The organism is Planococcus sp. ANT_H30, from assembly GCF_008369335.1.
Lineage (GTDB): Bacteria > Bacillota > Bacilli > Bacillales_A > Planococcaceae > Planococcus > Planococcus kocurii.
Genome location: NZ_VOBJ01000008.1, coordinates 14,635 through 28,705, shown reverse-complemented (window position 1 = coordinate 28,705; position 14,071 = coordinate 14,635). Strand labels below are relative to the sequence as shown.

Here is a 14,071-nt window from a genome sequence, read left to right as displayed (position 1 = left end):
TATTATCTATCTTTGATTGAATAGCGTTACTTATCCACCCAGCGCTTGATAGGGCGTTCTATTGTCGAAAACCCTACATTTTTTAGTCCAGCTTGAATAGCATTAATTTGAATTAATATATTCACATAATTACAATCTTCATCAAACATTCTTTGGATATCATGGGCTTGACCTTCTACTCATTTTAAAGGATTAAGGATTTATTGCTTTTCACTTTTTGTTCTAAGTATACTTGGCTGATTACATAAGAATTTATCCAGATGATTCACTAACGTATATAATATTCTTATACCATACCCTTAGTGTGATTTGGTCATAAGTATAACTTCTATTTTTATAAAAGACTAAGATAAAGTTTCTGTCTTGTCTTCTTCAACTGAATCTCTCTTTTAAAATATCTTTGGATATAATTATTATATACACTGAAGCATTCGTAAAAGTACACTTAAACGAAAAAAAGGAAGGAAAGAAGCTAATTCTATCGCTTCTATCCTTCCGATAATCCCTCATATGTAAAGTTTACAAATAAACTGTAAAAAAGAGATTCCCGCCAGCTTAGATAAAAAATTAAGAGGTTACTTCAGTTCTACCCAGCCATTCTTTAAAGCTGTTACAACAGCTTGTGTTCGATCATGAAGCTCCATCTTTCGTAAAATAGCAGAAACAGAATTCTTAACCGTCTTTTCGCTGATTTCCAACACTCCGCCTAAGGATCGATTGCTGTGACCATCTGCCAGCAGCTGCAAAATCGCTGATTCCCGGGCCGTGAGTAAATGATACGGACGCCCCTGACCTCTGTTTGAAGTAAAGTACCTAGGTTCTCCTTTATGACCAGCTTATTAAACTCAGCGAAAAAGTCCTTTGTGACCTTTGGGTGCAAGTAAAAGCCGCCATTGACAACCGTTTTAATGGCACTGGCTATTGAAGCAGAATCCATTTCCTTCAGCAGATAACCCGAGGCTCTTCCCTTGATCGCTTGAGAAACGCACGAAAAATCATCAACGATTGAAAAAATGAGCACTTTTGAAAACGGAAATTGCTGAAGAAGTTCCTGCATGGCCTCAATTCCGTTTTTACGTGGAAGATTTACCTCGATTAGTACAGCATCAGACCGATACTGCTTATATAACGGAAGAAGTTCCATCCCATTCTTTCCTTCAGCTACAATTCGTAAATCCATATCCATTTCCAAAACTCGCTTTAGGCCTTCACAAAAAAAGGGGAGAATCAACGATTAATAGACCAATTTTTTGAAGATTATTATAGAAAGAAATAAAAAGAAGGAATCAAAGCATTACTTATAAAAACAGGTCTCCGCTGGAAACGTCATGATTCGTTCATTGATATACCGTTGTTTCCGCTTTATAATGAGGATACTTGAGGAAAAGGAGGTATGTTTGGCATGCCAATCAGTATTTTCGGATTTCAGGCTTTATGGAGTCCGTCTTACTTAGGAGTCCTTATCTTGATCACGGTCTTTTATTTTTTCATCACAATCAAATGGCGGGGGAAATTTAAAGACAGTGAACCTTTACATCAGAAAGAAGCTCTGCTGTTCGTTTCAGGGATGGTTTTGTTATATGTTATAAAAGGCTCACCGATTGATCTGCTCGGCCACATCATGTTCACGATGCACATGGTTCAGATGGCGCTGTTACTGCTTCTGGTACCCCCCCTATTGATTATGGGGATTCCAACGTGGCTGTGGAGATGGTTTATCGATTTGCCGATTATCAAACCGCTATTTCTGTTCTTCACAAAACCGATGCTCGCGTTATTATTGTTCGGGATTTTCTTTTCGGTATACCATTTGCCCCTGGTATTCGATTTTGTAAAACAGGACATATTGCTCCATTCGTTAATGAACGGGACACTTTTCATACTGGCGATTTTCTATTGGTGGCCGTTGGTCAACAAATTGGAAGGCATGCACAAATTCCATGGACTGAAAAAACTCGGCTTCCTTTTCGGCTTAAGCGTTTTGATGACACCGGCGTGTGCATTGATCATCTTCAGTGATTCACCATTTTATGCAACATACAGCGATGCAGATTTATGGCTGCAGGCAATGACTTTATGCGTACCAATCGGTACTTTATCCCAGTTGAATTTGTCTGGTCCCGAGTTGTTTTCTTCTATGTCCTTAATTGAAGATCAGCGGACCGGTGGCATTACGATGAAGATTATACAAGAGTTGGTTTTTACCGTGTTTATATGGCTGGCATTTTATGAATGGCTGCGCAATGAAAACGAAAATGCCGATGAAATTACCGCCCAAGTTTTAAAGGACCGAAAAGAGATGGCTTATCACCGACATAATGGTTGAAGCAAGAAAAAGGGATTAAAGAGAATGAATTTACCGCTATAGCCTACTAAATTAACACAAAAAAATGGGGCAATATAAAACACCTTCGAAATGGTACACTTATCATGAACTGATTTCCATTTAAGGGCAGTTTATAAAAAAGTACCCTGCAGTTAGGCTTACCATAAGATGACTCCGGTATTCTACGAGGTCACTGAAAAACCCTCCTTTGAAATCAATAGGAGACACAAAAAGAGGCAGAATGGCAGACTTTTCTGCCTCCTGCCTCCTTTTTTGTTCGATTATTGCTCTGCTGCTTCCCCGCGCTCACCCAGTAACCGAAGGATTTGTTTCAAGTTCACCGTAAAAATCAACATGGCTCCTTGCACTGCCATGCCGCTGAATCCAGCTCCGGATGCCCCATGATTATCCATGCCGATTCTTCAGTTCGCTGTTCTTGGCTTCGATTTTATATCGCTCCTTGGCGGTCTGCTTGAAGAACTCACTTTATTGGAAGACAAACTGGTTTGTATGTTCTATGGATTAACTGGTCATCGAATAGGTCTTGCTTTTGGCTCCTTCCTTTTAACAGTCTTCTCTTAGCGGACAGCGTTCACAAAATTCCTTTGACTAAGCCCCTCTCTTTTTTCCCTGCCGAGCTTTCCGGATGACCATATGATCTACTTTACAAACGTACATGTCAACGTCTTTATTGAAATGGGGTTCAGCTTGGAGATAAGACAGATGTGGTTCTTCTCCGCGTATTGGAGATTCTCTTTTGAAATGAATATCTCATGTCTAAATTCGTTATCACATAACAGAATCCATCGGTAAATAACTGTATTCTTCAAATGAATATTGTTTTTTAGGTGCCTTTAGACTCTGTTGGAGTTCGTCCTCTCTAACTTTCAACCAAGTCTGTATAAATGACCAACCGTTCCTCGTACTCACCTGTACTTTCATCAAAAACGCCTGTACAAGTGATTAGGTTTAAATGTGATTCTGAACTGTCGCCAAATATCATCTCCCGGTTCTAATTTTTTCAAATCATAAAAAGTTCCAGGCTGGGAAAAGCCATCTACATGACCAGCCAAAACGGCATTGCCATTATCGCCTGGTCTTATTCCAGGCTCATACCACCCAATTTCATAGATGCTTTTCGGTGCTTACATTCTGCCGTCTGCAGTTTGGCCGACCGGAATCACTGTTGCACGTGCATCGATTGCCGGTATTTCAATGAGTGCTGGCATGACGCCAGGTTGTTTTTCCTCTGTATCTTCTCTTGCAGGCTGGAACGAATGAACGGAAAAGTCTTTTTTCAAAATTTCTTCTTCAAATGCAGTTTCCCGCTGAACAGTTTTTTCGGAAATTTGTTCTTTCATTTGCTGGAAAGCCAGTTCCCCTTCTGAGGGTGAAGAGTCGGTCTCCAGAATCGGGCTGCCGCTGAGAGTTGTGAAAAGAAACAAGATATAAATAAGGAAAGCCTTTTTAATAAATGAGTTTATTATTTCCACTCCTCCCTCTTTATATTTTACTCCATACCGCTTCCTACCCGTTAAAAACCGGATATAACATTATCACTCAAATTTTCTATATAGGTTTGAAGAATTCTTAAGAAGAATGAACCGTATCTTACTCAATAGATAAATTGGTTTTAATTCCAAATTTTTTTACCAAAGCAGAATGCAAGTTAATACTTCGCTTTTTCGAAACATTTGAAATAACACCAAGTTATAAAATGTAGAAGATCACCTGTGTCAATGAAATTATGCAGAGGTATCAACGGTTCTCTTGTTTCAACAGGCGATTCGAATACTTTTTCTTTATATCGTATATGAGAGGCATATTCCATTTGGATGTTATGACCGTCAGTTTTGAAACAGGCTCACCCCTTTATTGCTTAGTCATTTATAAAAGTATATTAACAATAAAAACCCATCTGGCTAAGAACCTGCTGGAAACGATTTTTCGTTGTATTTATGTTACGCTAAATACAATTTATTAAATACGGGTGTTATCTCGAGTTACTAGTCTGGCGCAAAATGCCTGCCAGAAGTCTCAAGACTTTCATCATTACCTGGAAAGCGAGAAACTCTTTCCAGGCAGAATTACAAAGGAGAATTTACATGCTGAAAAAAGAATGGCCGAAGTACTCAATCTTGGCAATTGCCCTCATTGCAACTTGGCTCAAAACTTATACAGTCTATAAAACCAGTTTTTCAATTACAATCGATAATCCTCTTCAGGAACTCATCCTTTTTTTGAGTCCTTTAAGTTTATTGTTATTTTTTTATGGACTTTCCCTATTTTTTAAAAGCGTGAAAAATCAAAACCGTTATTTATTCATTGCAACTCTTTTTACTTCCGTTGTTTTGTATGCAAATGTCGTGTTCTATCGATTTTTTACTGACTTTATCACATTGCCTGTGCTCTTTCAGACAGACAACTTCGGGGATCTTGGTGCAAGCACAGTAGCCAGCATTTATATGACGGATGTATTATATTTCACCGATGTCATTGTATTGTGGCTGGCCATCAAATTTATTCGAGTAAAAACCCATGCGTCAGAATCCCCTATGGTTCAGCGCAAGGTCTATTTCATCTTATCTGCCGCTGTCCTGTTCTTGAACTTGGGTCTGGCTGAAACGGAAAGGCCCCAACTTCTGACACGCAGTTTTGACCGGGAAATGCTGGTAAAGAATTTAGGTATGTATAATTATCATCTTTACGATCTTTTTATCCAGTCCCGTTCCCAGGTACAGCGAACATTTGCTGAGAGTTCAGATCTGGTAGAGGTGAATAATTATATACGCAGCAATCAAATAGATCCGTCGGCTGAAATGTCTGGAATAGCTGAAGGAAAAAACCTGATTATAGTAGCCTTGGAATCCATGCAGTCGTTTCCGATTAATAATGAAATGAACGGACAAACCATCACACCTTTCTTGAATGAATTGACCGAAGATGAAGACACTATTTATTTCCCAAACTTCTATCATCAAACTGGGCTTGGGAAAACCTCAGATTCCGAATTTCTGCTGGAAACGTCCTTGTATCCTCGAAGCGGTGGTGCCGTATTCTTCACTCATAGTGGAAATACGTTTAATTCCATGGCTGAAAAGCTTGGAAACAAAGGTTATTCCACGAGTGTGCAACACGCGAATACGAAAAGTTTCTGGAATCGTGACATGATGTATGACTCACTGAGCATCGACGAATTTTTAGATTTGGACAGCTTTACGGTAGAAGAAGGCCAAGCCGTCAACTGGGGCTTGAAGGATATTCCTTTCTTTGAACAGTCTGTTGCGAATATGACTGAAATGCAGGAGCCTTTCTACAGCCGTTTAATTACCTTGACTAACCATTACCCATTTACGCTGGACGAACAAGATAAGATGATTGATGAGTTTGACTCGAATTCAGGGACGTTGAACCGCTATTTCCAAACAGTCCGTTACTTGGATGAGGCTGTTAAGTCCTTGTTCGAAGAGTTGAAAGAAAAAGGACTTTATGAAAATTCCATCATTGTAATGTATGGTGACCATTATGGGATTTCAGAAAATCATAACGAAGCCATGGCCCAATATTTGGGCAAGGAAATTACACCTTATGAATCTGCCAAGCTGCAACGGGTACCATTTTTCGTCCACATTCCCGGTTCAGGAAAAGGCGGTGTCAATGAAGAAATTGGCGGTCAAATCGATATGCGTCCGACAATCCTTAACTTGATGGGCATCGATACTTCGACAGATTTGCAATTCGGCAATGATTTGTTTTCAGAAGAGCGAGAGGAGTTTGTTATCTTTCGCGATGGACGCTTTGTAACCGATCAATATGTCTTTGCAGAAAATATTTGTTATGAGAATGGCACTGGCGAAGAAGTTGATAAACAGCTATGTGCGCCTTACATCGAACAGGCTCTTACTGAACTGCAGTACTCGGAATCGATTATTACCGGGGATTTGCTGCGGTTCTACGATAAAAAAACCGGTGAACTACTGCTTGCCGATTAATATTAGCAATACAAAAAGGACAAACGGCTGGTTGCAGCCCATTTGTCCTTTTTGTATTGGCCTATATTTAACATAATCGTAAAGCCGTTTATTCTTTTTGATACTATTCTTCGTATTTGTTGTAATAGAATAGTACGTCCTCCACATACTCTTCGCTATGGTTGTAAGTGGAAATTGCCTGCTCGAGATTCCCTTGTGAAGCACCGCTTTGGGATAAATAGTTTGCTGCGCTGTATAAGGCATCTTTTAAATTATATGGGTCCGCCACACCGTCTTTATTGCCATCCACACCGTATCCTCCATACTTTTGAATCGCAATGGGGTCCGTTTTTTCACTATCGTCAATATCGCCTTTGCCAAGACCCGTACAGGTCGGGTGGCTCCAGCCAACAAATGTGCACGGCATAAATTGCAAATGGCCTTCCGCACCTGCTGGTGACAGAAGAGGATCCATCGTAGAGAATTTTGTTTCAACGCGATGATGTGCAGCCAATAAGGTCCATGGGATATCGTAAGCGTTCGCAGCTTCTTGATATAAAGGAATATAGTCCTCTGGCACTTCCGGTTCAAACATATGTTGAGCAAACTTCTTCAGAGGACTATCGTCCGCTTTTCCGGAAACTAGCATCAATGCAAAGATTACCAATATAGATAAGATAGCAATAACCGACCAAAAAGCAACGAATTGCCTATTTGCACCGTTTCGCTTTCTTTTCCTGATTTTCGTTTTCATATTTTTCACACCTGACATCACTATTTCTGTTAACCTATTCCATCCTCAAGAAAAATATTTTTTCCCGTTTTTCCCTTTGCATCAATTCTTCAAAAGCCCGAACCCCATAATGTTTTTAGGAATTCCCCTTGGATCAGCCCGGTTTTATCTGCTCCATGTAGCTTGCAATATCCTGCTCGGACATTTCACCTGTAATGATTTTTACGATTTTCCCCTCTGGATTGGCCAAGATCGTGATAGGAAGGGGGCGAATGTTGTAAACTTCCATCACGCTTTTATCCTTATCGATGACAATGGGAAACGTCAGATTACGCTGTTCGGCATATTGCCTCACTTCATAATCCGATTGGGCAATGTTGACAGCCAGTATCTGCACACCTTGGTCCTTGTATACTTGATACTGTTTGTCCATAGCAGTTTAGTTTTCTCACCTGCTGTCACATATATATTAATTGAACCAATTTCATAATTCCGAGCCCTTGCGGCTCTAAGGAGTTACAGGAATTCGATAGACTTCATAGCGAACAGGAATTGATTGCTGGCATTGGCTGTTCAATTCATCAATACATAATCGTTTTCTGAATTCAACATCATGGATTCAAAGAACAGCGAAGGGAAGTTTTCATTCCATTCGATGAAACTTACGTTTGCTGTCTGGTCGGTTGTATAGCCATAAGCCAGTTGTGTACGAGGATCATCGGTCAACTGCAGTTTGACCAATGGCCCTTCAGGCGTCAGCCAGTTTAACTGGGCTAGACGGTTTTCAAGCGAAAAAGTGATCCACCCATCTTCTGCTTCTTCCGTTTCGAACAATGGTTCTTGCCCGATCATCATCCAGGTTTGGCTCTGATGTTTTGGCGGCAGCCAGTAATTTTTAGCTAAAACACCTTCCTCTAAAGTAAATTCAGGGATTTCGTGGCGAAGCTCTTGTACCCAGTCCCCATTGCCCAGCTGCAGGTTACGTGAAACGAAGACATTCCCCTGCAAAATTTCTGTATTTCCTCTAGTGAAGACTCCATACGGATTGGTTGTCGGGTCTGGACCGTAGATTTCCTCGTCCAGGCTTGCCGCAGCTTCCGGGTTCCAAGATTTGAATTCGGACTCAGCTAGATTTTTGACATTCAAGGATAGTGCATAGGGAATCCATCCGGTATTTTCAATTTCTTCGAAAATGAGCGATGTCCCGTTTTCCAGTGTCCGTTCGACCAATGTGTAAGTTCCGACATTCAAGCCAAGCAAAGACATGTCATAGACAACTGTCCTATCGCTGCCTTTTTCAGTGGTTACCGATTCACTTAAGTTGATGAACATAGGCTTTTCAATCGCCAACGTCACTTCTTTATCCGAATAGACCTCGACTTCATTTTTCAAAAACATGATAGCTGTAAAAATAATCAGCACCATGAAAAATACGACGAATAATAAAATCACTAATTTCCTGAACATATTTTCCACCTCAGTTTTCTGTATTGTGGCTAGTTTTGGTTAGAGTTTCTGATACAAAAGAAAAAATCGCTCAATTGAGCAGCGAATGAACAGAAAATGAAGATGTTTTGACAAGTTGCCCGTAAGCCAACAAAACTTGGTTGAGTCGTGTCCAGAGGCGTTCATAAATTAAGTCGACAGGAAAAAAAGCGCTCTAGAGGCGCTTTTTTTACGCGTATGAATGCAGTCCCGCAATGATTAAGTTGACAACTATTAAATTGAACATGATAATCGCAAAACCGATTACACCCAACCAGGCTGATTTTTCACCGTGCCAACCTTTGCCGAGACGTAAATGCAAATAGGCCGCATAAAATAACCAAGTAACCAACGCCCAGACTTCTTTCGGATCCCAGCCCCAGAAACGGGACCAGGTGATTTGAGCCCAAATCATGGCAAAGACCAGCGCGCCCAGAGTAAATAATGGAAAGCCGATAATCACTGCACGGTAATTAATTTCATCCATCAGTTGAAGATTGACATTTTTCATTAGTGGTTGAATAAGTTGCGATATTCTCCGGCGGGTAATCAATCTAATTAGGACATATAGAACAGTTCCAACTAACAAAGACCACGTGACAGTCGTCAGTTTACTAGCATCTACTAACGCTGGGGTTTCGACTAGTGGTGTCATGGCATCCTCTGTTACTGGAACCGATTCATTCATACCGAAAATAGGGGGCATGTTATAAATAATCGTGGCTTCCTGATCATCTTTGTTCACATACTGAAAGGTGTTTTCATAATTTGTTAGGGTGAAGTAAGAACTTGAAATAACAAAACCTACGACTAGCACCAAAAAATACAGAATTCCTTCCAGCCAAAATCGCTGCTTTGACTTTTTTGACAAATCCACCACTTTGAGCAAGTAAATCAACCCCGCTGCCGCACTCATGGCCAAGATCCCTTCCGCAATGACAACCGTGCTGACGTGAATCGCCAACCAGTTTGTTTGAAGCGCCGGGATAAGCGGGCTGACTTCACTCGGGAACATGCTTGCATACGCAATAATCAACAAGGCCACCGGCAATACAACCATTCCTAAAACGGGTGTTTTATAGAGGAAATAAAGAATGATGAATCCTCCTACAAGCGTCATGCCGAACGCTGTCGTAAATTCAAACATATTGCTGAGAGGTGCATGTCCCGATACGATCCACCGGGTGAAGAAATAGCCGAGGTTTGCAAGAAAGCCAATCACGGTGATCGTAATCGCTACTTTTCCCCAGCGTTGTTCCGAGTTGAACGTTCCTTTCTTATTGCCTTTAACAGCTCCACCAAAAACGAAAGTGGCAATCAGGTAAGCAAAGAACGCAGCGTACAGTAAATTCGAGCTAATCTCGGTTAATGTCATGACGAAGACTCACCTTCCTTTTCCGCTTTCTCTTTTTTATCGATTTCATCCTGCTGATCTGTGTAAGCAGGCAATTTAGCAGAGTCAACCACTCGATCCAGGTCTTTCTTCAAGCCGAACCAGTTTTTATTGGTATGGCCAGCAAGCAGGATCGTGCCATCAGCCTTCTGCTGAATCCAGAAACGGCGGTGGTTAAAGTACATCCCCTGCGCGACACCAATCATGAAGATCAAACCGCCAAGGCCAAGAATCGGCAAGGTGCTGTCTTTGCGAACCGTTAAACCGGAGACATTACGCGTATCCGCATTCTGAAAGGTTAATTTGTATTGATTTTCACCGAGTGGTTCCACCGTATTCTGGATGGTGATAAAGCTTGTTTCCCCTTCCGGTGTTTCTGGGGTAGTCAGTTCCACCAGGAAACCGGGATTGTTTGGCAAAGGGGTCGCAGTTTGCGGTTCTCCATCTTCAAAACCAGAGAAATCTGGGTAATAACCAAGCAGTTCTACTGTTGATCCAGTCTCCAATTCGTACAGTGCATCCGGATTAATCAAGTCGATTGTCAATTCCCCCAATGATTCTTCCGTTTCTTTGTTCGTCAACGCGAATGTCATTGCCTTTAATTCATTCAGTTTATAATCCATTTGATACACGGCATAGCCATCAAATTTCAACGGCTGGTTGACACGGATCGGGTATTCTTGAACGACTTCCAAGTTATCGGTTGCACCGGGCAGGCTATCTTCCGGCTCTTGATAAAGAACGATATCTGTTTGGTAGTTCTTCACGACCGTTCCCACCCGATCGATTGCTTCCCCGAACTTCGCGTCTTCTCCTTCGCCCGTATACGTTTCCAATTTAAAGTTTTTGTTTTCCAGGTAATAGCCCGGCACTTCAGGAATCGCTCTGGTTTCGCCTTCGCGCAGCCAAAGCGTTTCATCGACATAAAATCCGGGCATCATCCGCAGCATGACGCCGAAAAGGAAAATAATCAGACCGATGTGATTGACGTAGGGGCCCCATCGGGAAAAACGGCCTTTTTCAGCCAATAGTCCATTTTTTTCTGTCCGGACAGTGTATTTCAACTCTTTTAATTTCGTTTCTGCTTTTTCCAGTGCATCTTCAGCCCCAGGGCCGCTGCCATAAATGCGCTGCTTGTCCATAAAGCTTGGATGGCGCAAAACCCGTTGGTTCTTTAACGACTTATAAAGCGGGACGAAACGGTCCAAGCTGGCAATTACCAACGAAATGGCCAACATCCCGACCAATGCGATAAACCAATAGGAGCTGTATAAGTCATGGAACCCAAGCGCATGATAGACGCGTCCAACACTGCCGTACGTATCGGCATAATAAGCTTGGATCGTTGCTTCGGTACTCGCTGGAACAAAAGCTTGCTGGGGCAGGATCGTGCCAATGGCTGCAGCTACCAACAGGACGACAATAATGCTGACTCCTACTTTGACACTTGAAAAGAAGTTCCAAATTTTATCGATGATGGATTTATTATAGGTTTGGGAACGTCTGGCTGTGCCCTCATAACGCATATCCACTAGCTTGCTGTTTTGATCTTTTTCAGTCAAAGAGCGCCCGCACGACTCACAAAGCTTCGTGCCAGGAGGATTCGTATGGCCACATTGGCATTGTACGTTTTCCATCTAAAAAATCTCCTTATTCGGGTTTGATTTCTTCCATGTAGCTGGCAATGTCCTCTTCAGACATCTCCCCGGTAATGATTTTCGTGATCTTCCCTTCAGGATTGACCAGCAGTGTAGTCGGCAAGGGACGAATGTTGTAAGCTTCCATTACACTTTTGGTTTTATCAATCACAATCGGAAAGGTTAAATCCCGTTGTTCCGCAAATTGTCTCACTTCATAATCGGACTGAGCAATATTGACGGCTAAGATTTGAACGCCTTGGTCCTTGTACACTTGATATTGTTTTTCCATCAGCGGAAATTCTTTCTCACACGGTTTGCACCAAGTCCCCCAGAAGTTCACAAACACGCCTTGACCTTGGTAATCCGATAATTGATGTTCTTTACCTTCAAGATCCACTAAGGCAAAGTCCGGAGCTTCATCTCCCACTTGCAATAGTTCACTTTTTTCACCTGCAAAGCTGTTGTAAATCGTAAAAACGATGGCTCCTGCCATCACCAGTAAGATAGCCGCCCGTACATAAGACCGCTTTTTCTTTTTAACTGTCATGTAAAAACCCTCATTTCTATCTAATCAGTTAGAATCCTGTAAATCCTCCTGTGAATTGAGAAAGGAAAGCAATAATTTCTGTCATCATATCAAAATACAATAAAACACCCATCAGAATCATCAATGCGCCGCCAATTGACATGAAAAGCGCACTCTTTTTCTTTAGAAAGCTCATTTTCTCAATGAACAGGGACATCAAAAGGAAGGGAATCGCAAAGCCTAACACATAAAACAGCATATAGAGGAGCCCTCTATCCGGATCGGCTACGCCAAGTGCAATGACCCCTGCCAAAATCGGTCCCGTACAAGGCGTCCACCCTGCCGCAAATCCAATACCAATCAAAACAGAACCGGCATATCCAGAGGGTCTTTTTTGGAAATGGACTTTTTTATCTGACAACAAAAAATCAAACTTCAAAATACCTGTAAGTACCAAACCGAAAAATACCATCAAAATCGCACCTAATTGCCGTAAAAGAGCTTGGTTTTCCAAGAAGAACGATCCGATAAATGAAGTGGATAATCCTAATGCCAAAAAAATGATGGAAAAGCCGATTAAAAAGAGAATGGTGTGAATCAACGCATTGCGCCTCATCACGCCTTTTTCGGTTTTCAAGTCATTCACTGAAACACCGGTAATGTACGAGAGAAAAGCTGGATACAGCGGCAGGGAGCAGGGAGAAAGAAATGATAACAGTCCTGCACCAAACGCTAGAAGTAAACTGACTTCTGCCACATGGTCATCTCCTTATAAAAATTTACAGCATGAACCAGTCATACCTGCTTATGATTTAAACGGACTTCTTGCGGAATCGATAGGTAACGCTGAAAAATCGAAGGTCAATCCTTCTTGTTTTTGACCACTAAGACCACCATGGCTACTGAAATCAAGATGAAGGCAATCAGCGCGAGGAAAGGAATTGTCACAAATCCAAACCAGTTGATATACTCAGAGCTGCAGGGAACACCACTAACACAGGGTTTAATCCCCCCGAAGCCAGGTACTTTTTGTTCCAGGTAATGGAGAATCGAAATACTTCCTCCCAAAAGCGATAAAGGCAAGACGTAAATAAATACCTTTGCATCGTTCCGGAATGTGGCAATTCCTAAAATCAAGACCAGTGGATACATCGCGATTCGTTGATACCAACAAAGTTCACAAGGAATGAATCCTTTGATTTCACTGAAGTACAGACTGCCAAGTGTCGCAATCAATGCCACAAACCAGGCACCGTATAACAAAATCGCATTTTGGCTGGATTGTATTCTTTCTTTCTCCATTACTCCTCACCCATCAATTCTTGTTCAATCAGCTCTTTAATCGCTTCATAGTCAAACGGATCTTCTAATGTCTGCCCATTGATAACAATCGTCGGTGTTTGGGCAACTCCAGCTTCTTCCACTAACGCTGTGTCAACTTCCACAGCATCCATTGTGGCTTGCTTTTCCATATCTTCTTTCAATTTCGTTTGATCGATTGATGGATAAACTGCTGCCACTTCCAGAACTTTTTCAGGAGTGATCCAGGCCCCGTCATGGTTTACTTCTGGCTGTGCCGCAAATAGAGCTTTGTGGAAATCCCAATAAACTTCCGGACTTTGCTGATAAACGGATTCTGCCGCTAGAGAAGCTAACGTAGATTCCTCTCCATGGAAAAGAACGTTGATATAGGAAAACTTCGCCTCTCCTGTGTCCACGTAATCCTGAACGAGTTGCGGATAAACCGTTTCTCCCCACGCTTTGCAAGAAGGACATTTGAAGTCTCCAAATTCGACGACTGTAACTGGAGCTTCTTCTTCGCCTAAAATCGGCTGTCCGCTGAGATCGATTTGTGCCGTTTCCACTGCTGGCGCTTCTTGTTGATTAGTCAAAACCACAATCGCAACCAAAATCACAACTGCTAAAGATGTTAAGAGAACCGCAAACTTCAAGCCGGATGGCTTAGCTTTTTTCTGATTGTTATTCATAATCTTCCT

The 14,071-nt window shown here is 41.8% G+C and carries 14 protein-coding genes and 2 pseudogenes; 2 read left to right on the top strand and 14 right to left on the bottom strand.

The features are described 5' to 3' along the window. Positions 1-26 precede the first annotated feature (26 nt). Entirely contained in the window at positions 27-149 is a 123-nt protein-coding gene (locus tag FQ085_RS18355; protein WP_262499811.1) for a metal-sensitive transcriptional regulator, read from the bottom strand. Between the two features lie 426 nt (positions 150-575). Next, a pseudogene (locus tag FQ085_RS14510) lies at positions 576-1,231 on the bottom strand (LuxR C-terminal-related transcriptional regulator). A 171-nt stretch (positions 1,232-1,402) separates the two neighbouring features. On the opposite strand from FQ085_RS14510, the gene ctaG reads away from it, so the two are divergent. Continuing rightward, positions 1,403-2,326, top strand: coding sequence for a cytochrome c oxidase assembly factor CtaG (gene ctaG, locus FQ085_RS14505; protein ID WP_149456932.1), 924 nt, complete (start codon positions 1,403-1,405; stop codon positions 2,324-2,326). Positions 2,327-2,607: 281 nt separating this feature from the next. Here the strand turns inward: ctaG and FQ085_RS18485 are convergent, their stop codons facing one another. The 3 genes from FQ085_RS18485 to FQ085_RS18340 form a co-directional block, all read right to left on the bottom strand. After that, on the bottom strand, positions 2,608-2,739 hold the full coding sequence (locus FQ085_RS18485) for a hypothetical protein (protein WP_394121203.1): 132 nt from the start codon (positions 2,737-2,739) through the stop codon (positions 2,608-2,610). A gap of 528 nt (positions 2,740-3,267) precedes the next feature. Further along, on the bottom strand, positions 3,268-3,399 hold the full coding sequence (locus FQ085_RS18345; RefSeq protein WP_262499810.1) for a hypothetical protein: 132 nt from the start codon (positions 3,397-3,399) through the stop codon (positions 3,268-3,270). Positions 3,400-3,471: 72 nt separating this feature from the next. Beyond that, the gene (locus FQ085_RS18340; RefSeq protein ID WP_262499809.1) at positions 3,472-3,819 is read right to left on the bottom strand and encodes a hypothetical protein; all 348 of its coding nucleotides are present in this window, start codon (positions 3,817-3,819) and stop codon (positions 3,472-3,474) included. Positions 3,820-4,431: 612 nt separating this feature from the next. Between FQ085_RS18340 and FQ085_RS14495 the strand changes: the two genes are divergently transcribed. After that, positions 4,432-6,318 (top strand): LTA synthase family protein, encoded by a 1,887-nt coding sequence (locus FQ085_RS14495; protein WP_149456931.1) that lies wholly within the window; start codon positions 4,432-4,434, stop codon positions 6,316-6,318. A 103-nt stretch (positions 6,319-6,421) separates the two neighbouring features. On the opposite strand, the gene FQ085_RS14490 is transcribed toward FQ085_RS14495, so the two are convergent. The 9 genes and pseudogenes from FQ085_RS14490 to FQ085_RS14450 form a co-directional block, all read right to left on the bottom strand. Further along, the gene (locus tag FQ085_RS14490; RefSeq protein ID WP_149456930.1) at positions 6,422-7,051 is read right to left on the bottom strand and encodes a lytic transglycosylase domain-containing protein; all 630 of its coding nucleotides are present in this window, start codon (positions 7,049-7,051) and stop codon (positions 6,422-6,424) included. Positions 7,052-7,184: 133 nt separating this feature from the next. Beyond that, positions 7,185-7,466 (bottom strand): annotated as a pseudogene (locus tag FQ085_RS14485) (redoxin domain-containing protein); the annotation flags it as partial. Positions 7,467-7,603: 137 nt separating this feature from the next. Beyond that, positions 7,604-8,497, bottom strand: coding sequence for a hypothetical protein (locus FQ085_RS14480; RefSeq protein WP_149456929.1), 894 nt, complete (start codon positions 8,495-8,497; stop codon positions 7,604-7,606). A 208-nt stretch (positions 8,498-8,705) separates the two neighbouring features. Next, positions 8,706-9,890 (bottom strand): c-type cytochrome biogenesis protein CcsB, encoded by a 1,185-nt coding sequence (gene ccsB / locus FQ085_RS14475; protein WP_149456928.1) that lies wholly within the window; start codon positions 9,888-9,890, stop codon positions 8,706-8,708. Continuing rightward, positions 9,887-11,545, bottom strand: coding sequence for a cytochrome c biogenesis ResB family protein (locus FQ085_RS14470; protein ID WP_101191808.1), 1,659 nt, complete (start codon positions 11,543-11,545; stop codon positions 9,887-9,889). The genes ccsB and FQ085_RS14470 overlap by 4 nt, the downstream gene beginning before the upstream one ends. A 13-nt stretch (positions 11,546-11,558) precedes the next feature. After that, positions 11,559-12,095, bottom strand: coding sequence for a thiol-disulfide oxidoreductase ResA (resA, locus tag FQ085_RS14465; RefSeq protein WP_101191809.1), 537 nt, complete (start codon positions 12,093-12,095; stop codon positions 11,559-11,561). A gap of 28 nt (positions 12,096-12,123) precedes the next feature. Next, positions 12,124-12,831, bottom strand: a complete 708-nt coding sequence (locus FQ085_RS14460) for a cytochrome c biogenesis CcdA family protein (protein ID WP_101191810.1) — start codon at positions 12,829-12,831, stop codon at positions 12,124-12,126. Between the two features lie 104 nt (positions 12,832-12,935). Then, on the bottom strand, positions 12,936-13,376 hold the full coding sequence (locus tag FQ085_RS14455) for a disulfide oxidoreductase (protein WP_101191811.1): 441 nt from the start codon (positions 13,374-13,376) through the stop codon (positions 12,936-12,938). Continuing rightward, complete coding sequence (locus FQ085_RS14450) at positions 13,376-14,062, bottom strand: DsbA family protein (protein WP_149456927.1); 687 nt, start codon at positions 14,060-14,062, stop codon at positions 13,376-13,378. The genes FQ085_RS14455 and FQ085_RS14450 overlap by 1 nt, the downstream gene beginning before the upstream one ends. Positions 14,063-14,071: the final 9 nt, after the last annotated feature.